Below are 18,076 nucleotides of genomic sequence, written 5' to 3' on the forward strand. Positions count from 1 at the left end.
GGGGCTCTCCTGTGGGGGACGGGGCTTCCGTGGGACTAAGGACTCGCACCATTTCACACCACTTGCCATGCTTATCGCACGTTCGGGGTTTCCTGAGGGCCCTTGTTCTCTGAGCACCTCCCTGTTTCCCGGGGCGTTTCCCGGAGCCTTCCCCGTGGGTCCGGCCGCGAGCGCTCTCGATAGGCTGTGCCGCCATGGAAACCATCGGAGTGCCCTGGTTCATCGTCGTGCGCTATCTCGGCCCGCCCCTGTTCCTGTTCGTGGCGGGCGGGGCTCTCCTGCTCTGGCGGCGGCCCGCCCGCTCCGGACTGGCCTGGGCCGCGCTGGCGGTGAACCTGTTCGCGGCGGCGCTGCCCTTCCTGTGGATCGGTGCGCAGGTCCTCACCGGGCAGGCCGACCTGACGGTGATCGGCTTGGTCATGACGCTGCTGCAGCCGGGTGTGGTGGCAGTTGCCTGGCTGTTGCTCCTGCTGGCGCTGGTGTCCCAGCCGAAGATCGAGGTGGCCGTTCCCGGCGACCGGGGCGACGGGGGCGAGGCGGACAGCGGCGAGACGGAGAGGGCGCCACAAAACGTAGGATGACTGATCATGAGATCCCGGACCGGCTCGACGAGCACCCTCTCCCCCAGCGCCGCGTTGGGGTCCCTGCCCCCGGTCTGGCTGGTGATGGTCAGCATCGTCTCCGTGCAGACCGGCGCGGGCGTGGCCAAGAACCTGTTCGACGCCCTGCCCCCGGCCGCGGTGGTGTGGCTGCGCCTGGTCACCTCGGCGGTGCTCCTGGTCCTGCTGGTACGGCCCGCGCTGAAGGCCCGCAGCCGCGCCGACTGGATGGTGGTCATCGGCTACGGCCTCGCCCTGGCCTCGATGAACTACTTCATCTACCAGGCCTTCGCGCGCATCCCGCTCGGTATCGCGGTGACCATCGAGTACCTGGGGCCGCTGGCCATCGCGATCCTCGGTTCGCGCCGCCGCATCGACCTGCTGTGGGCCGGACTGGCCGGGCTCGGCGTGGTCGCGCTGGGCGTGGAATTCGCTGAACTCGACCCGGTGGGCGTGCTGTTCGCCGTACTGGCCGCCGTCGCCTGGGCCGGGTACATCCTGTTGAGCGCCGCCACCGGGCAGCGGTTCAGCGGGGCCTCCGGTCTGGCCATCGCCAGCGTGGTGGGCGTGGTGGTGATGGCTCCGGCCGGGATCGCCGAGGGCGGTGCGGCCCTGCTGGACTGGCGGCTGCTGCTGTTCGGCCTGGCCGTGGGCGTGCTCTCCTCCGTGGTGCCCTACACGCTGGAACTGAACGCGCTGCGCCGGATGCCGCCGAGGGTGTTCGGAGTGCTGATGAGCCTCCAGCCCGCGGCCGCCGCCATGGTGGGGCTGGTGCTGCTGGGCGAGCTGTTGACCCTGTGGCAGTGGTTTGCGGTGGCCTGTGTGATCACCGCGAGCGCGGGCGCGACCCGCGGCGCGGCCAAACGCGAGGAGCGCCTTCGAGCACAGGACGGCGTCGGCCACCAGGGGCGTACGGGCGCGGGCCCGGAGGGCTGAGGTACACCCTCGGCGACAGGTGGAGCGGGTACTGGCCCGCGCGGCACCCTACCCGCTCCGGTCGCTTCAGTGGGCGTCTCAAGACGGCGGGACCGCCGGAGTAGCACATCCGGCGGCCCCGCTCCTGTTTCCCGAGGTTCAGTGACCGCCGGCCGTGCTGCCCGTCAGCTCCTTGTGCAGGCGCTCGCTGGGCTCGTTGAGGCCGGTGATCTCCACCTGCACGCCGTGCCTGCGGAAGTGCTCCGAGACCTGGTCCAGCGCGGCCACCGCCGAGGAGTCCCACACGTGGGCCCCGGCCATGTCCACCACGACCTTGCTCAGCCCTTCCTCGGCGTAGTCGAAGCGCTGCACCAGCTCACCGGTGGAGGCGAAGAAGACCTCACCGTTGACCGAGTACACCCGGGTACCGCCCTCGGGGTCCAGGACACTGGTCACGTCGGCCTGCATGGCGGCCTTGCGGGCGAAGAGCACCATCGACACGATCACACCCACGATCACGCCCAGGGCCAGGTTGTGGGTCCAGACCACCACGGCCACGGTGACGACCATGACCAGGGTCTCGGTCCAGGGCATGCGCTTGACCGTCTTGGGCGCGATGCTGTGCCAGTCGAAGGTCACGATCGCCACGAAGAACATGACCGCCACCAGTGCGGCGATCGGGATCATCCCGACGATGTCGCCCAGTCCCACGCACAGGATGAGCAGGAAAACCCCGGCCAGGAAGGTCGAGATCCGGGTGCGGGCACCGGACTTGATGTTGATCATGGTCTGGCCGATCATCGCGCAGCCGGCCATACCGCCGAAGCAGCCGACCAGGATGTTGGCGATGCCCTGCCCGCGGGCCTCACGGGCGTGGTTAGAGCTGGTCTCGGTCTGGTCGTCGACGACCTTGGCGGTCATCAGCGACTCCATCAGCCCCACCAGCGCCAGGGTGATGGCGTAGGGCAGGATCAGCAGGAAGGTCTCGGCGTTGACCGGCACGTTCGGGATCAGCGGGACCGGGAACGTGTCGGGCAGCTCGCCCATGTCGCCCACGGTGCGCGCGGGGATGCCCATCGCGAGCGCGCCGACCGTCAGCACGACGATGGCCACCAGCGGGGCAGGCACGGCCTTGGTGATCAGCGGCAGGCCGAAGATGATGGCCAGCCCGATCGCGACCATCGCGTAGATGGGCACTCCGACCCCGGCCAGGTGCGGCAGTTGGGCCAGGAAGATGAGGATGGCCAGGGCGTTGATGAACCCGGTCATCACGCTGGGCGGTACGAACCGCATCAGCTTGGACACGCCCAGCAGGCCCAGAACGATCTGGATCACACCGGCCATGAGGGTGGCCGCGATGAGGTAGTCGACCCCGTACTCGATGGACAGGGGCGCGGCCACCAGGGCCATGGCACCGGTGGCGGCGGAGATCATCGCCGGACGCCCGCCCAGGAAGGCGATGGACACGGCCATGACGAAGGAGGCGTACAGGCCCACCCGGGGGTCGACACCGGCGATCAGGGAGAAGGCGATCGCCTCGGGGATCAGCGCCAGGGCCACGACCAGTCCGGCCATGACGTCAGCGCGGATCTGGGCCGCGCTGGGGATCTTGGACTTCAGCGACCCTCGGCGGGTCTTCAACAGACTCATGGAACCCATCTGGTCCGGGCAGCCCGCGTCGAGGACCGCGTTGTTCACGTCAGGAGATGCGTTGTTCACGTCAGGAGGTACGGCGACGGCGCGGGGGCGCCGCTGAACCCGGCGCGGGGCCGCGGCGGGGCACCCGGGTCTGCGGTGCGGCACCGATGGTGCCCCGGAGCGCGGCTTCGTCGCCGCGTGCCCGGTTTCGTCCCCGAAGGCGAGCCGGGAGGCATGCGGAGGTTCGGGCTCGGTGCACGGGACCAACCCGAGCCAAACTTACAGTTACGTGAGGGTTGGAATCACGCAGAGCGACTGAGACAACCATCACAGGCAGCGGAGGCCGCCGTACCCAGGCGGCCCAGCAAGGCAGAACACCCGGACCTGGAACCGCCTGCGCAGGAGGTCGCGACGGCGCGCAGAGCAGAATCCCCGGTCAGCTTCGGCTTACCGTCGCCAGCGCTGGCGCGGGCGGCGAGCACGAGGATCCGCTACCTCTCCGCCTCCCGGATGACCTGCGCATCCTGCCCTCCCATGACCGGTAACAGCGTCGTGACGGCCGCTCCTGACGGGTACCGGGCCTCAGACGGGGGTGTTGGCCCTGGCTCGTTGCTCACGCAGTCGCCCGGCGAACTCCTCGGCCATGGCAAGCTGCTTCCGCAGGGCGTGACAACGGGCGACGACAGCCGCTTCGAAGGCGTCGAGCCGCTCGCTCAGGGCTTCCCGGTCTTGGGCCGGGGTCTGCGCAGCTCCCAGCCGGTCGAAGGTCTCCAGCAGTTCGCGGGTCTCCTCCAGGCTGAACTCCAACGGCTTCATCCGCTTGATGAGGTTGAGCCGGTCCACGTCCTCCTGGGTGTAGAGACGAAAGCCCCCACGCGATCGAGCCGAGGGTTCGACCAGACCGACCTCACCGTAGTAGCGGATGGTCCTCAGGGACAGGCCAGTACGTTCGGCCACCTCACCGATCTGCATGTGGCCCGGTTCGGGCATCGAGGCACCCCTTCTCATTGACTCCACACAGACGTCGGGATCGTTCGCGTGGTGTTTGGCAGCCGAAGGCGCAATGTTAGTGCGCTCCCGCACCTGAAGGATGGCATGCCACGTGCGGCGGTCCACGCCGAGAGGGACAGGGGGTTCCTGCGCGAGAACGCGGGCCGAACTTCGAGGGAGGTGAAGGTTGAAGGTGGGTTCCTGCGCGCCCCGGTCCGCGACCGGACCAAGGAGCGAACGGGACTGGACAACGGGACACCATGGCTCCGCCTCCCCGACCATCAGCTGGGCAGCACAACGCCACAGGGCGGGCAAACCTCGCGCGGGTCGCGTTTCCCCCCGCCCGGGTCAGGCAATCGTTGCCTGCGGGACGGCCGACCCATTCCTGAGCACTCGCATTCGAAGGGAACACCCATGCGTATCGCCGCCAAGCTCGCCCTGACCCTGTTCTTCACCGCCAGCCTGCTCGGGCTGGGGGCCGGGGCCGCTTCCGCCGGCACGTCGGTCTACCAGCAGTGTGTCCAGGAGCAGCAGTCCCTCGGTCTGCTCAACCTCAACCTGAACCTGCTCAACCAGTGCATCGCGCAGAACAGCGGCTGGTAGGAAGAGCAGCCTGGCCGAACGGCCCGGCCGAGGGGGTCCCGGAGCGCGCTCCGGGACCCCTCCCGCGTTCGGAGCGGGTGTCGTCCTCGCAGGTGGCGACGTGTGGCAGGGGCGCGTCAGGGAACGGCCGCGCGTGTACTACAGTCTGTCGTATGTTTGCATCCCCGACCTCCGCGGCGACGGTCACCCACGCTCTCTCACCGCTCGCTGCGGACGAATTCGAGGACATCGTGCTCCTCGGCGTCCCCTTCTGGGGTTGGCAGATCGCCCTGGCCGCCGTGGGCGTCCTGGCCCTGGTCCTGCTGGCCCGCAGTATCTGGAACCCGACCCAGAAGTCGCTGCGCGTCTGGGCGCTGGGCAACATCGCCGTCAACGCCGGGATCGCCGTCACCGGCGCGACCGTGCGAGTCACCTCCTCGGGCCTGGGATGCTCCGAGTGGCCGCAGTGCACCCCGGACAGCTTCGTACCGATCGACACCGGGCACGCCGCCTTCAACGCCGCCATCGAGTTCGGCAACCGCACGCTGACCTTCCTGGTCCTGGCGGTCGGCGTGATCACGCTCATCGCCGTCGCCCGCATGATCCCGCGCCGACGCGACCTCTTCGTCATGGCGGCGATCATCCCGTTCGGTGTCATGGGTCAGGCCGTGGTCGGCGGCATCACCGTCTGGAGCAACCTGCACCCGGCCGCGGTGGCCACCCACTTCCTGCTGTCCATGGTGATGGTCTTCATCACCGTGGCGCTGTACGTACGCCTCCAGGAGCCCGAGGGCAAGCCCCAACTGGCCGTGGGGCCCATGCTGCACGCGGTGAGCATCGGACTGGTCGTGGTGGGCTTCCTGCTCCTGGTCGCCGGGACCGTGGTCACCGGCACCGGACCGCACGGCGGTGACGCCGCGGCCCCGCGATGGAACCTGGACCTGCCCGCGATTACCCAGGTGCACTCGGTGCTGGCCTGGCTCACCCTGGCGGGCAGCGTCCTGGCTGCCGTCATCGCCTTCCGCGGCGGCGCCTCCCGGATCGTGCGCACCAGCAGTGCGGCGCTGCTGGTGCTCGTACTCCTCCAGGGGGTCCTGGGCTACACCCAGGACGCGCTGGAACTGCCCGAGGCCCTCGTGGTGCTGCACGTGCTCGGCTCCGCGCTCACCTGGATCGCGATCGCCCGCCTGTACTTCGCCACCACGCGCCTGGTCCCCGGCGGTGACAAGCCCGGCGAGGAGACCGGTACCGAACCCGGTGACGAGCCGGGGGCGGAGCTCACTTCGGCGGCTGACCGTGGCGGGGAACGTAGTTCCGCGGAGCCCTCCGCTGGGTCTGCTGAATCTGGGCCTGCTGAGACCTCGCCTGGGCGATGACGTGCGCGAAGTCGGCTCGGCGCATGAAGCCCGAGTCGGTGGGGTTCTCCGCCCAGCCAGGGGTCACCGGCTGGGGCAGGCGCCCGAGGAAGGTGTCCCGGGCCACGTGCATCAACGCCAGGAACGAGTCCCGGTTGACCTTCCAGTTCTCCCGGGACACACCCGCGTCGAGCTTCTGGTGCAGGAGCGCGAGCTCGGTCGCGGCCAGCTGGTAGTCCTTCATCGCGGCGCGACCCCTCGTGCCCGCGTTGCGTGAGGCCCACTCGCGGGCCTGGCGCCTGGCCGTCATCGAACTGAGCATGGTGATGTCGGCCGGGGTGACCAGGCCCGTGGAGATGTAGGGCGGCAGGTAGCGGTCGATCGCCGCCACCTGGCTGCGGCGGTCCCGGGCCGCGATCGCCAGGATGCCGAGCAGCACCACGAACAGCACCAGGTAGGCCACGCCCAGGCCGGTCCAGCCGTAGTAGGTGGACGCGTTCCACATACCGTGCAGCAGGACCGCCGCCACCCAACCGCCGAACGGCGCCAGGAACCGGAAGCGGCCGGTGCGCATGGCGGCGTAGGCCACCCCGAGGCCGATCATCGCGGTGTAGAGCGGGTGGCCGAACGGCGCGATCAGCCCTCGGATGGCGAAGGTGGCGACGAGCGTGCCGTCGAAGAAGGCACTGAGGAAGTAGAGGATGTTCTCGGTGAAGGCGAAGCCGGTCGCCACCATTCCGGCGTAGACCACACCGTCGGTGAAGGTGTCGATCTCGTGGCGGCGCCGCCACAGCAGGATGAGCAGGACCATGCCCTTGGCGCTCTCCTCCACCACCGGTGCCACCAGCGACGTACTCAGGAAGTCGGCCACGCCGTCACCGAACACCGGTTCCGTGAGGTAGGCCAGCCCCCAGCTGTTGAGCAGGAACGAGGCGAGGACCGCCACCCCGGCGCCCCAGACGAAGGCGAAGAACAGCACCCAGCCGGGTTCGGGTTCGAGGCGGTCGAGCATCAGGATGAGCGGCACGAGGATGGCGACCGGGATGATCGCGGTGACCACGCTGACGAAGAAGCCCGTCGCCCCGTCGATCCCGGCCGCCGTTCCCCCGGCGATCGCCAGCAGCCACAGGTACCCGAGCATGCCGAGCATGCACACCACGCTGACGGTGGTGCCCAGGATGAGGGTCAGGGAGTAGCGGGAGCGGCGTCCTTGCAGGATCGCCTTGCTGTCGAGTCGGGGCATGAGCACAGATCGTAGCGGTTCAGCGGGCCTGCGGCAGCGCCCGCGGTCGTGGTCGCGGCGCTACCGGAGCCGTGGTGGCCGCGGGGTGTGAGCCGCGGTTTCGGCGACGCGCGGGAGCTTCGCTGACTCCCTGTCCCGGCCGGGGCCGGTGCGCGAGAATCTGATGTGTCGCCCGCCACGGAGAAAGGCCGCACCATGGATCCGAACACGACCGCCGAGCGCACCCGAAACCCGACCTGGCTCCTGCTCCTGCGCATCGCGGTGGGGGCCAGCCTGGCCGCGCTCCTGTGGGAGTTCGTCACGGCGGGGCAGCTGATCACGTACAACATGGACGCATTGCCACTGCACTACGGCGGCGCCTTCGCGGTGCACGCGGCCTCGGGGGTGCAGCTGCTGGCCGCGATCCTGGTCTGGCGCCTGCCCGGGGCTGGCTCGCCCGGCGGCCCCGGGCACGACCGGCTGGTGGCCGTGGTGAGTCTGCTGGCGTTCGTGGTGGGCTTCCCGCAGGCAGCCGTGGGCACCTACGGACCGCTCCAGGCGCACGTGCCGCTGGCGATGCTGCTGGTGGCGCTGGTCGTGTGGTCGGCGGTTCTGGTCTTCAGCCGACGCCGCACCGGATAAGGACGACCGGCGCTCCCGCGCGGCGGCGCTCCCTCGCGCAAGGAGCGCCGCCGCCGGTTTCGTACCCCCCCGGGCGCCGCTAGAGGAGGAAGCGCGCGATGAGCGGGTCGATGGTGACGGCCACGAACAGCAGCGCCAGGTAGGCGTTGGTGAGGTGGAAGAAGTTCATCGTCTTGAGCTGGGCTCCGGTCACTCCCGCCAGGGAGCGGCTGAGCAGGCGGTGCGCCTGGATGACCAGCAGGGCGCCCAGGACCAGGGCGACCACGCCGTAGAACCAGCTGGTCCCGGCCACCGGCCAGAAGATCAGGGAGACGATCACGGTCGCCCAGCTGTAGAGCACCGACTCCAGCAGCACCCGGCGGTCGCTGGCGACCACGGGCAGCATCGGGACCTTGGCGGCCGCGTAGTCCTCGCGGTAGCGCATGGCCAGCGTCCAGGTGTGCGGCGGCGTCCAGAAGAACACGACCAGGAAGAGCACGAACGGCGCCCAGTCGAGGCTGTTGGTGACGGCGGCCCAGCCGATGAGGACCGGCATGCACCCGGCGATACCGCCCCACACGACGTTCTGCGCGGTGCGCCGCTTGAGCAGCATCGTGTAGACGAAGATGTAGAACGCGATCGCGAAGACCGACAGCACGGCCGAGAGCGTGTTGACGAACACGAGGAAACCGACCGTGGAGCCGATCGCCAGCGCCAAGCCGTAGACGAGGGCCCCGCGCGGGGTCACCAGGTCCATCGCGCCGGGGCGCTGGCGGGTGCGACGCATCTCACGGTCGATATCGCGGTCGATGTAGCAGTTCATCGCGTTGGCGCTGGCCGCGGACATGGTGCCGAAGACCAGGGTGGCGACCGCGGTCCACAGCGGCGGCACACCTCCGGCGGCGACGAACATCACCGGAATGGTGGTGATGAGCAAGAGCTCGATGACGCGGGGCTTGGAGAGCGCGACGTAGGCACGGGCGTGCTCGCCGAAAGAGGCCTTGCGGGGGGCCTCGGCGGCGGCTGCGGGCTCGCCGGTCTCTTCGGTATGGGGTGCGCGGTTGGTGAGGGCCATCAGTTCCGTGTCCTCACGTCCGGAAGCACTCGTGTCCCCTGGGGGGCCGGCTCGGTTTCAGACACGCGGATACCTCGACAACTCTTAGGGATTTCGACACTGCTCGCCACGCGGGGTCGACCGGACCGACAAAGCGGCAGGATCAGCGAAAACCCCGTCAACGACATACTGTAGTACTTCCTCGCGCAAACCAGTGACCAGCCCCCTCCGTACGGGTGGCCTCCGCCCCGGACGGCCCGCGGCCCTGGTCCCGGGCGCCCGTTGCCTCCCGCTTGCCCGGCGCCCGCGGGTGTACAGAAGGTTCGCACAGGCCCCACCGTGCTTCCAACGTGCCACGCGCCCCGGGAAGGGACCGACGCGCGCCCCACGCGCCCCCAACGGAGCCCCAAAGGGGGCCCAAGGGGGGCCCAAAGGGCGGGCACGAAGCCGCACACCTCGCGGGTTACCTCCCGGTAAGGGGAGGTGTCGGGCAACCACACCCTCGACCACGGACGATAGGCTCACAGTCGGCCCTGTTCTCGGTCCCTTCACCGTGGGACCGCGCTCCGGTCGCCATGGCCAGACGCTGGGGCAACGGCGCTCTGGCCCGGGTGACCAGGCCGAAACTCCGTGCCACGGGTGCCACGGAGTCACGTCCACAGCCGAAGCCGAAGGCGACCCCGCCCTCAAGCACTCCCCCCGTGGTCCGCCCGACCGGCGGGTCGCCCGCAGGGTGCCCGGCGACAACCATGCACACACAACCCACACCCGCCCCGGAACCGGGTGCACGGGTGCCCGAGAAGGAGAACGAAAGTCCGTGAACGCCCACACCCCGCAAAACCTGGAGTGGTCGGACCTCGACCTCCGTGCCGTCAACACGGTTCGGGCGCTGGCGATGGACGCGGTAGAGAAGTCGGGTAACGGCCACCCCGGCACCGCGATGAGCCTCGCGCCCGCCGCTTACCTCCTCTTCCAGAAGGTCATGCGGCACGATCCCGCCGCGCCCGAGTGGGTGGGCCGGGACCGCTTCGTGCTGTCGATCGGCCACTCCAGCCTCACGCTGTACATCCAGCTCTACCTGGCCGGCTACGGCCTCACCCTCGACGACCTCAAGGCGCTGCGCCAGTGGGACAGCCTGACCCCGGGTCACCCCGAGGTCGGCCACACCGCCGGTGTGGAGACCACCACCGGCCCCCTGGGCCAGGGTGTGGGCAACGCCGTCGGCATGGCCATGGCGGCCCGCCGCGAGCGCGGCCTGTTCAACCCCGAGGCCGGTCCGGGCGCCAGCCCCTTCGACCACCACGTCTACGCCTTCTGCTCCGACGGCGACGTCCAGGAGGGTGTGAGCCACGAGGCCAGCGCCCTGGCCGGGACGCAGAACCTGGGCAACCTCATCATGATCTGGGACGACAACCAGATCTCCATCGAGGACGACACCCGCATCGCGCACAGCGAGGACGTCGTGGCCCGCTACGCCGCCTACGGCTGGCACGTGGAGGAGGTCGACTGGACCGCCACCGGCGAGTACGTCGAGGACGTCGACGCCCTCTACCAGGCGATCCTGCGCGGCAAGGCCGAGACCGAGCGCCCGACCTTCATCCGTCTGCGCACCGTCATCGGCTGGCCCTCGCCCAACAAGCAGAACACCGGTGGCATCCACGGTGCGGCGATCGGCGCCGACGAGATCTCCGCCACCAAGGAGATCCTCGGCCTGCCCGACGAGCCCTTCGGTGTCGAGGACGCCGTGATCGAGCACACCCGCAAGGCGCTGGACCGCGGCCGCGACGCCCACGCCGAGTGGGACAGGGCCCTGCACGCCTGGCGCAAGGGCGCCGAGGAGCACGGCGAGCTCTTCGACCGCCTGCAGTCGGGCAAGCTGCCCGAGGGCTGGGAGAAGTCCCTGCCCACCTTCGAGGCCAGCGACAAGGGTGTGGCCACCCGCAAGGCCAGCGGTGAGGTGCTCAGCGCCGTCGCCCCGGTCCTGCCGGAGCTGTGGGGCGGTTCGGCCGACCTCGCCGGTTCCAACAACACCACGCCCAAGGGCGAGCCGTCGTTCCTCCCGTTCGACCGGGCCAGCTCGATGTTCCCGGGCAACCCCTACGGGCGCGTGCTGCACTTCGGCATCCGTGAGCACGGCATGGGTTCCATCCTCAACGGCATCGCCCTGCACGGCCCCACCCGCCCCTACGGCGGTACCTTCCTGGTGTTCAGCGACTACATGCGCCCGGCCGTCCGCCTGGCCGCGCTGATGAAGCTGCCGGTCACCTACGTGTGGACGCACGACTCCATCGGCCTGGGCGAGGACGGCCCGACCCACCAGCCGGTCGAGCACCTGTGGGCCCTGCGCGCCATCCCCGGCCTGGACGTGATCCGTCCGGCCGACGCCAACGAGACCGTGGTGGCCTGGCGCGAGGTCATGGCCAACGCCGACCGCCCGTCCGCGCTGGCCCTGACCCGGCAGAACGTGCCCACCCTGGACCGTGACGTGCACGGCTCCGCCGAGGGCACCGCCAAGGGCGGTTACGTGCTGGCCGAGGCCTCCGGCGGCAGCCCCGAGGCGATCATCATCGCCACCGGCAGCGAGGTGCAGCTGGCCCTGGCCGCCCGCACCGAGCTGGAGGAGGCCGGTACGCCCACCCGCGTGGTCTCCATGCCGTGTGTCGAGTGGTTCGACGCCCAGAGCGAGGAGTACCGCGAGGAGGTCCTGCCGTCCTCGGTGCGCGCCCGCGTGTCCGTCGAGGCCGGGATCGCCATGGGCTGGCGCTCCTACGTCGGCGACGCCGGCGTGTCGGTGAGCCTGGAGCACTTCGGTGCCTCCGCTCCCTACCAGACGCTGTACGAGAAGTTCGGCATCACCTCCGAGGCCGTCGTCGCGGCGGTCCGCGACAGCCTGGCCAAGGCCGGAAGCTGACGACGCGGGCCCCGCCGGGAGGATCCCCGGCGGGGCCCGCCCCGCTGTGTGAACCAGGGCCGACGAGGCCCCGTGAGGAAGGCGTGAGAAGCACATGAGCACCGCTCTGAAGGACCTGGCCGAGGCCGGTCAGTCCGTATGGCTGGACGACATCAGCCGTGACCGGCTGCGCACCGGCAACCTGGCCGAACTGCTGTCGACCCACCACGTCACCGGAGTCACCTCCAACCCCTCCATCTTCGACAAGGCGCTCGCCGAGGGCGACGCCTACGACCTCCAGGTGCACGAGCTCGGTGTGCGCGGAGTCTCGGTGGGCGAGGCCGTCCGGCTGCTGACCGCCTACGACATCCGCTGGGCCGCGGACACCCTGCGCCCGGTGTACGAGTCCTCCGACCGCGTGGACGGCCGGGTCTCCCTCGAGGTGGACCCGCGCCTGGCGCGCGAGACCGAGCGCACCGTCGCCGAGGCCAAGTCGCTGTGGTGGCTGGTCGACCGGCCCAACCTGATGATCAAGATCCCGGCGACCGTCGAGGGCCTGCCCGCGATCACCCAGGTGCTCGGGCTCGGCATCAGCGTCAACGTGACCCTGATCTTCTCCCTGGAGCGCTACCGCGCGGTCATGGAGGCGTTCCTGGAGGGCCTGGAGCTGGCCAGGGAGAACGGCCACGACCTGTCCCGGATCCAGTCCGTGGCGTCGTTCTTCGTCAGCCGGGTGGACTCCGAGGTGGACAAGCGCCTCAAGGAGATCGGCACCCCGCGCGCCGAGGAACTGCTCGGCCGCGCCGCCATCGCCAACGCGCGCCTGGCCTACCGCGACTACGAGGAGGTCTTCTCCTCCGAGCGCTGGAAGACCCTGGCCGCCGAGGGCGCCACCCCGCAGCGCCCGCTGTGGGCCTCCACCGGGGTGAAGGACCCTGCGTACTCGGACACCCGCTACGTCACCGAGCTGGTCGCCCCGGGCACCGTGAACACGATGCCGCAGGCCACCCTGGACGCCACCGCCGACCACGGCGAGGTCACCGGCGACACCGTGCGCGCGGGCTACGACTCCGCCCAGGCCGACCTGGACGCGCTGGCCGAGGCGGGCGTGGACCTGGCCGACGTGACCCGTCACCTGGAGGAGGACGGCGTGGTCAAGTTCGTCGACTCCTGGGAGAGCCTGCTCGGCCGCCTCACCATGAAGCTCGACGAGCTCTCCTGACCCGGGGCCCGCTTCCCGATCACCGACCCGCGTCCGCGCCCGAGCCGCGCGGACGCGGGTTCCACCAGCCACCACCAGGCCGTTCCTGACAGGAAGAGACGGAACCCGTGAAAGAACCGGTGATGCCGGGAGCGGTACCCAACCCGCTCCGCAACGCCCTGGACCGAAGGCTCCCCCGTATCGCCGGGCCCAGCGTGCTGGTGCTGTTCGGCGTCACGGGCGACCTGGCCCGCAAGAAGCTGCTGCCCGCCATCTACGACCTCGCCAACCGCGGGATGCTGCCGCCGGGCTTCGGCCTGGTCGGGTTCGCCCGCCGCGACTGGGAGGACCAGGACTTCGCCGCCGAAGCCTACGAGGCGGTGCGCGAACACGCCCGGACCCCGTTCCGCGAGGACGTGTGGCGCCAGCTCAGCGAGGGTGTGCGGTTCGTGCAGGGCGACCTGGACGACGACGCGGCCTTCGACGAACTCGCCCGCACGGTGCGCGAGTTGGACGCCGACCGCGGCACCGGCGGCAACTACGCGTTCTACCTGTCGCTACCGCCCAAGCTGTTCCCCACCGTGGTCACCCAGCTCAAGCGGTGCGGTCTGGCCACACCTGAAGAGGGGGAAGGCGTCGGGGGCGTCACGCCGTGGCGCAGGGTGGTGATCGAGAAGCCGTTCGGCCACGACCTGGAGAGCGCCAAGGAGCTCAACGCGGTGGTGGACGACGTCTTCCCGCCGTCGTCGGTGTTCCGCATCGACCACTACCTGGGCAAGGAGACGGTCCAGAACATCCTGGCGCTGCGCTTCGCCAACACCCTGTTCGAGCCGCTGTGGAACCGCAGCTACGTGGACCACGTGCAGATCACCATGGCCGAGGACATCGGCGTGGGCGGTCGCGCGGGCTACTACGACGGGATCGGCGCGGCCCGCGACGTCATCCAGAACCACCTCCTGCAGCTGCTCGCGCTGGTGGCGATGGAGGAGCCGGTCTCCTACAGTGCCGACGCGATCCGCGCGGAGAAGGAGAAGGTCCTCTCCGCCGTCACGCTCCCCGACGACCTGGCCAAGGGCACCGCGCGCGGTCAGTACGCGGCCGGGTGGCAGGGCGGCGCGGCGGTCCGCGGCTACCTGGAGGAGGACGGTATCCCGTCCGACTCGGTGACCGAGACCTACGCGGCCCTGAAGCTGGACGTGGGCACCCGCCGCTGGTCGGGGGTGCCGTTCTACCTGCGCACCGGCAAGCGGCTGGGCCGCCGGGTGACCGAGGTGGCGCTGGTGTTCCAGGCCGCCCCGCAGCAGATGTTCGCGCGCAGCGACGTCAGCGAGCTCGGCCAGAACGCCCTGGTACTGCGTATCCAGCCCGATGAGGGCGTGACCCTGCGGTTCGGGTCGAAGGTGCCGGGCGCCTCCATGGAGGTGCGCGACGTGAGCATGGACTTCACGTACGGGCAGTCCTTCACGGAGGCCAGCCCCGAGGCCTACGAGCGGCTCATCCTGGACGTGCTCATCGGTGACCCGCCGCTGTTCCCGCGCCAGGAGGAGGTGGAGCTGTCCTGGCGGATCCTGGACCCGGTCGAGGAGTACTGGGCCAAGGCGGGCCAGCCAGAACAGTACGGTTCGGGCACCTGGGGACCCGAGTCCGCCCACGAACTGCTCACCAGGGACGGCCGCCAGTGGCGCCGCCCGTGACCACCGTCCGCCCCGGGAGGAACAGATGACGCTCTATCTTCCGCGCACCACGACCTCGCAGATCACCGAGGCGCTCATGGCCGAGCGGCTCAGTGTCGGCGGGGGCGCCATGAACATGGTGCTCACCCTGGTCATCGTCACCGACGAGGCCGACCACTACGACGCCGTGCGCGCGGCCACCGAGGCCGGACGCGAGCACCCCTCGCGGGTGGTGGCACTGATCCGCCGCGACCCGGGGGCCGAACCGGCCATCGACGCGGAGATCCGCCGCCCGGGCACCTCCGGTCCCGGTGAGGCCGTACTGCTGCGCCTGTACGGGCCGCTGGGCGAGCACCCCGACTCGGTGCTCACTCCCCTGCTGGTCCCGGACGCGCCCGTCGTGGTCTGGTGGCCCGGCCAGGGCCCCGCCGACCCGGCCGCCGACCCGGTCGGCAAGCTGGCCCAACGCAGGATCACCGACGCTTTGCGCGCCCCGGATCCGGTAGCGGACCTGATGGAGCGGGTAGCCCACTACCGTCCGGGTGACACGGACCTGACCTGGACGCGGCTGACCCCATGGCGTTCGCTGCTGGCCAGCGCCATGGACCAGCCGTGCGGCTGGGTGACCTCGGCCAGGGTGACGGCGGAGTCGCACTACCCGAGCGCCGAGCTCCTGGCCGCCTGGCTGTCCGAACGACTGGAGGTGACCGTGGAACGCGGTATCTCCGACGGGCCCGGCCTGACCGAGGTCCGGCTGACCACCGACCAGGGGGACATCACGGTCTCCCGGGTGGACGGCCGAGTAGCGACACTGTCCAGGACCGGGCAGCCCGACCAGACGGTGGCGCTCGCCCGACGCGGCGCCGCCCTGGCGCTCGCCGAGGAGCTGCGCCGCCTGGACGCCGACGAGACGTACGCGAGCGCGGCCCGCCATCTGGGGCCGATGCTCGCTGGAAGCGGAGTAGAGGGATGAGCGAACCGGAGATCGTCCGCACCATCGACGCCGAGCAGCTCGCGCAGAGCGCGGCGGCCCGACTGGCGAAACTGATCGTGAGCGCCGAGGCCGCCGAGCGCGAGTTCCACCTGGTGCTCACCGGCGGCGGTGTGGGCATCAAGACCCTCGCCGCCCTGCGGGACGAGGCCAAGGGCAGCGGGATGAAGTGGTCGCACGTGCACCTGTGGTGGGGCGACGAGCGCTTCCTGCCCGAGGGTGACCCCGAGCGCAACGAGACCCAGGCCTGCGAGGCGCTGATCGACGACATCGACATCCCGGCGCACAACGTGCACCCGATGCCCTCCTCGGACGGGACCGACGACCACGACGCGGTGCGGGGTGCCACCAAGTACTCCCAGGCGCTGTCCGTGGCGGCGCGCGGGCGCGGCCCGGTACCCGAGTTCGACGTGTGCCTGCTGGGCGTGGGCCCGGACGCGCACGTGGCCTCGCTCTTCCCGGGGCTGCCGGGCGTGCACGAGGACGAGGCCGCCGCGATCGCGGTGCACGACGCCCCCAAGCCGCCGCCGACCCGGATCAGCCTGGCCCTGCCCTCGATCCGCAGCGCCCGCCAGGTGTGGCTGCTGGCCTCGGGCGAGGGCAAGGCCGATGCGGTGCGCCTGGGCGTGGCCGGAGGCAGCGTGGACGAGGCCCCGGTGGCCGGTGCGCGCGGCGCCGAGAAGACGGTGTTCTGGGTGGACGAGGCCGCGGCTTCCAAGCTGTAGCGACACACGAACGCCCCGATCGAGGAGATCTTCGGTCGGGGCGTCGTCATGCGGGGGGATCAGATCCAGACCACTTCCCCACCGACCCGGTTCGCGAGGGTCTCGGGGTCCCTGATGAGGTGGGTACCGCCGCCCGCGATCCGGCGGGCCATGCCGCCGTCACCGTCGGGGTGGGTCACCCCGTAGTAGCAGTGCTCGGTGGTATCGGTGTCCTCGTCCCAGACATCCACATAGAACGCGCGGGGGTGGGCGGGCTCGTCGGGCTTCTGATAGACAGAGTCGAGTCGCGGTGGTGGTCGTCCTGCACGGGCATCCCCTATCAGTGGCTCACCAGGCCCGGACGGTTCGGTTCCAAGCTCTCCGTCCGGGCCGCCTTCGTATCGGCTTGAAAGCCACCCTCTCTGTGATGGCCATCTCACCTTCTGCTATGGTGGCACTCAGAATCTCATTACACAACTCTGTAGAGAAAGATTCTGTAGAGATACTCAGGGGGAACGATGGCCCGGCCCAAGAGGAGTAATCGTGTGACGCTACGAGGCCGTTGGCTCGGCCAGAGGTTGCGCGAGCTGCGGGAGGCAAACGGCCAGACGCTCGAGCACGTCGCCGAGTTCATGCAGCGCACCAACGGGACCATCAGCCGTTTCGAGAACGGCGTCTACCCGGTCCGCCGCCCGGACATGATGGCGATGCTCGACCTCTACGGCGTCAACGACCCCCGGCAACGCGACGGCCTCCTCAAGCTGGGTGAGAGCGCCTGGCAGACGGGGTGGTGGGACGGCTACGCCGATGTCTCCGACGAGTTCATCGACTTCGTCTGGTTGGAGGAGGTTGCGGCCGAACACTGGCTGTTCGACAACACTGTCCTCCCTGGCATCCTGCAGACGGGAGCCTACGCCGAGGCGACCATCCGCACGGTGGAGTTCGATGGATCCGAGCAGCGCATCGAGCGCGGCGTGGAGCTGCGGTTGGAGCGCCAGAAGCTCCTCGACCGGGAGCAACCACCCATCATCCGCACCATCCTGGATGAAGCCGTGCTCCGCCGAAGCGTCGGTTCCAATACGGTCATGCGTGACCAGCTCACACACCTCGTGGAGTCCGCAAAGCTCCCGACGGTGAAGCTACGGGTGCTCCCCTTCTCCGCCGGAATCCACGAGAGCCCGACCGGGGCGTTCCAGTATTACCTGATGGACGACCCCTATCCCGACCTGGTGTACGCGGAGACCCCCAAAGGCGCCGTCTACATCGAGGAGCCAGATACTGAGCGATTGGCCGCTGGGTATGATCGGTTGTGGGAGAAATCCCTGTCAGAGAAGGATTCCGTCGAGTTCATCTCGACGCTGATCGAGGAGCCATCGTGACCCCCGAGCCGACGTTCCAGCAGCTCTCCGAGCGGGAACGCGCCACCATCAACTGGCACATCAGCACCTACAGCTCCAACGGCGGCGCCGCCTGCGTCGAAGCAGGTGCGCTGAGTGATGGGTCAGGTCGGGTCGCCGTGCGCCACAGCCACCACCCGGAGGGCTCCTACATCGTCTACACCCGTCAAGAGTGGGAAGCCTTCACCAGCGGCGTCCGCGCCGGAGAATTCGACTTCCACAGCTGAACCCGAGCACAACGAGG

At 69.8% G+C, this 18,076-nt stretch carries 17 protein-coding genes; 12 read left to right on the plus strand and 5 right to left on the minus strand.

The window, feature by feature from the left end; all coding sequences use genetic code 11:
* Nucleotides 1–194: 194 nt before the first annotated feature.
* Both NE857_RS22560 and NE857_RS22565 read left to right on the plus strand, forming a co-directional pair.
* Nucleotides 195–581 (plus strand): hypothetical protein, encoded by a 387-nt coding sequence (locus NE857_RS22560; RefSeq protein ID WP_254417563.1) that lies wholly within the window; start codon nt 195–197, stop codon nt 579–581.
* 6 nt (nt 582–587) lie between these two features.
* Complete coding sequence (locus tag NE857_RS22565) at nt 588–1,535, plus strand: EamA family transporter (protein WP_184365218.1); 948 nt, start codon at nt 588–590, stop codon at nt 1,533–1,535.
* Between the two features lie 138 nt (nt 1,536–1,673).
* On the opposite strand, the gene NE857_RS22570 is transcribed toward NE857_RS22565, so the two are convergent.
* Complete coding sequence (locus tag NE857_RS22570) at nt 1,674–3,173, minus strand: SulP family inorganic anion transporter (RefSeq protein ID WP_184371955.1); 1,500 nt, start codon at nt 3,171–3,173, stop codon at nt 1,674–1,676.
* A gap of 561 nt (nt 3,174–3,734) precedes the next feature.
* Nucleotides 3,735–4,142 carry a MerR family transcriptional regulator gene (locus NE857_RS22575; RefSeq protein WP_246420284.1) on the minus strand — a complete coding sequence of 136 codons (408 nt, stop codon included), beginning with the start codon at nt 4,140–4,142 and terminating at the stop codon, nt 3,735–3,737.
* Between the two features lie 414 nt (nt 4,143–4,556).
* Between NE857_RS22575 and NE857_RS22580 the strand changes: the two genes are divergently transcribed.
* Both NE857_RS22580 and NE857_RS22585 read left to right on the plus strand, forming a co-directional pair.
* Entirely contained in the window at nt 4,557–4,745 is a 189-nt protein-coding gene (locus tag NE857_RS22580) for a hypothetical protein (RefSeq protein WP_184365219.1), read from the plus strand.
* A gap of 152 nt (nt 4,746–4,897) precedes the next feature.
* Entirely contained in the window at nt 4,898–6,100 is a 1,203-nt protein-coding gene (locus NE857_RS22585; RefSeq protein WP_254417564.1) for a COX15/CtaA family protein, read from the plus strand.
* Here NE857_RS22585 and NE857_RS22590 read toward each other — a convergent pair.
* Entirely contained in the window at nt 6,003–7,322 is a 1,320-nt protein-coding gene (locus tag NE857_RS22590; RefSeq protein WP_184365221.1) for a PrsW family intramembrane metalloprotease, read from the minus strand. The genes NE857_RS22585 and NE857_RS22590 overlap by 98 nt on opposite strands.
* Before the next feature lie 195 nt (nt 7,323–7,517).
* Between NE857_RS22590 and NE857_RS22595 the strand changes: the two genes are divergently transcribed.
* Nucleotides 7,518–7,943, plus strand: coding sequence for a hypothetical protein (locus NE857_RS22595; RefSeq protein ID WP_184365222.1), 426 nt, complete (start codon nt 7,518–7,520; stop codon nt 7,941–7,943).
* Between the two features lie 79 nt (nt 7,944–8,022).
* Here NE857_RS22595 and NE857_RS22600 read toward each other — a convergent pair whose 3' ends face one another.
* Nucleotides 8,023–8,997, minus strand: a complete 975-nt coding sequence (locus NE857_RS22600) for a heme o synthase (RefSeq protein ID WP_254417565.1) — start codon at nt 8,995–8,997, stop codon at nt 8,023–8,025.
* 796 nt (nt 8,998–9,793) lie between these two features.
* Here NE857_RS22600 and tkt point away from each other — a divergent pair.
* The 5 genes from tkt to pgl all read left to right on the plus strand — a co-directional run bounded on the left by tkt (nt 9,794) and on the right by pgl (nt 16,456).
* Nucleotides 9,794–11,887 carry a transketolase gene (gene tkt, locus NE857_RS22605; protein WP_254417566.1) on the plus strand — a complete coding sequence of 698 codons (2,094 nt, stop codon included), beginning with the start codon at nt 9,794–9,796 and terminating at the stop codon, nt 11,885–11,887.
* A 94-nt stretch (nt 11,888–11,981) separates the two neighbouring features.
* Entirely contained in the window at nt 11,982–13,088 is a 1,107-nt protein-coding gene (tal, locus tag NE857_RS22610; RefSeq protein ID WP_254417567.1) for a transaldolase, read from the plus strand.
* A 122-nt stretch (nt 13,089–13,210) separates the two neighbouring features.
* Nucleotides 13,211–14,761 (plus strand): glucose-6-phosphate dehydrogenase, encoded by a 1,551-nt coding sequence (gene zwf, locus NE857_RS22615; RefSeq protein WP_254422061.1) that lies wholly within the window; start codon nt 13,211–13,213, stop codon nt 14,759–14,761.
* Nucleotides 14,762–14,786: 25 nt separating this feature from the next.
* A complete protein-coding gene (locus NE857_RS22620) occupies nt 14,787–15,713 on the plus strand; it encodes a glucose-6-phosphate dehydrogenase assembly protein OpcA (protein WP_254417568.1) in 927 nt (308 codons plus the stop codon).
* Entirely contained in the window at nt 15,710–16,456 is a 747-nt protein-coding gene (gene pgl, locus NE857_RS22625; protein ID WP_254417569.1) for a 6-phosphogluconolactonase, read from the plus strand. The genes NE857_RS22620 and pgl overlap by 4 nt, the downstream gene beginning before the upstream one ends.
* A 59-nt stretch (nt 16,457–16,515) precedes the next feature.
* On the opposite strand, the gene NE857_RS22630 is transcribed toward pgl, so the two are convergent.
* Nucleotides 16,516–16,686, minus strand: coding sequence for a hypothetical protein (locus NE857_RS22630; RefSeq protein ID WP_254417570.1), 171 nt, complete (start codon nt 16,684–16,686; stop codon nt 16,516–16,518).
* Between the two features lie 294 nt (nt 16,687–16,980).
* On the opposite strand from NE857_RS22630, the gene NE857_RS22635 reads away from it, so the two are divergent.
* Together NE857_RS22635 and NE857_RS22640 are read left to right on the plus strand one after the other, a co-directional pair.
* Nucleotides 16,981–17,814, plus strand: coding sequence for a helix-turn-helix domain-containing protein (locus tag NE857_RS22635; RefSeq protein WP_254417571.1), 834 nt, complete (start codon nt 16,981–16,983; stop codon nt 17,812–17,814).
* Nucleotides 17,811–18,059: a DUF397 domain-containing protein gene (locus tag NE857_RS22640; RefSeq protein ID WP_254417572.1), complete on the plus strand. Its 249-nt coding sequence runs from the start codon at nt 17,811–17,813 to the stop codon at nt 18,057–18,059. Before NE857_RS22635 ends, NE857_RS22640 begins: the two co-directional genes overlap by 4 nt.
* The last annotated feature ends 17 nt before the right edge of the window (nt 18,060–18,076 follow it).

Source organism: Nocardiopsis exhalans (assembly GCF_024134545.1).
Classification (GTDB): domain Bacteria; phylum Actinomycetota; class Actinomycetes; order Streptosporangiales; family Streptosporangiaceae; genus Nocardiopsis; species Nocardiopsis exhalans.

What these genes read in the sequence shown, in the direction of transcription:
- NE857_RS22620 (WP_254417568.1), top strand. Translation starts at nt 14,787, where the DNA reads ATGACGCTCTATCTTCCGCGCACCACGACCTCGCAGATCACCGAGGCG.
- NE857_RS22585 (WP_254417564.1), top strand. Translation starts at nt 4,898, where the DNA reads ATGTTTGCATCCCCGACCTCCGCGGCGACGGTCACCCACGCTCTCTCA.
- NE857_RS22565 (WP_184365218.1), top strand. Translation starts at nt 588, where the DNA reads ATGAGATCCCGGACCGGCTCGACGAGCACCCTCTCCCCCAGCGCCGCG.
- NE857_RS22575 (WP_246420284.1), bottom strand. Translation starts at nt 4,142, where the DNA reads ATGCCCGAACCGGGCCACATGCAGATCGGTGAGGTGGCCGAACGTACT.
- NE857_RS22580 (WP_184365219.1), top strand. Translation starts at nt 4,557, where the DNA reads ATGCGTATCGCCGCCAAGCTCGCCCTGACCCTGTTCTTCACCGCCAGC.
- pgl (WP_254417569.1), top strand. Translation starts at nt 15,710, where the DNA reads ATGAGCGAACCGGAGATCGTCCGCACCATCGACGCCGAGCAGCTCGCG.
- NE857_RS22590 (WP_184365221.1), bottom strand. Translation starts at nt 7,322, where the DNA reads ATGCCCCGACTCGACAGCAAGGCGATCCTGCAAGGACGCCGCTCCCGC.
- NE857_RS22560 (WP_254417563.1), top strand. Translation starts at nt 195, where the DNA reads ATGGAAACCATCGGAGTGCCCTGGTTCATCGTCGTGCGCTATCTCGGC.
- NE857_RS22595 (WP_184365222.1), top strand. Translation starts at nt 7,518, where the DNA reads ATGGATCCGAACACGACCGCCGAGCGCACCCGAAACCCGACCTGGCTC.
- zwf (WP_254422061.1), top strand. Translation starts at nt 13,211, where the DNA reads ATGCCGGGAGCGGTACCCAACCCGCTCCGCAACGCCCTGGACCGAAGG.
- tal (WP_254417567.1), top strand. Translation starts at nt 11,982, where the DNA reads ATGAGCACCGCTCTGAAGGACCTGGCCGAGGCCGGTCAGTCCGTATGG.
- NE857_RS22600 (WP_254417565.1), bottom strand. Translation starts at nt 8,997, where the DNA reads ATGGCCCTCACCAACCGCGCACCCCATACCGAAGAGACCGGCGAGCCC.
- NE857_RS22570 (WP_184371955.1), bottom strand. Translation starts at nt 3,173, where the DNA reads ATGGGTTCCATGAGTCTGTTGAAGACCCGCCGAGGGTCGCTGAAGTCC.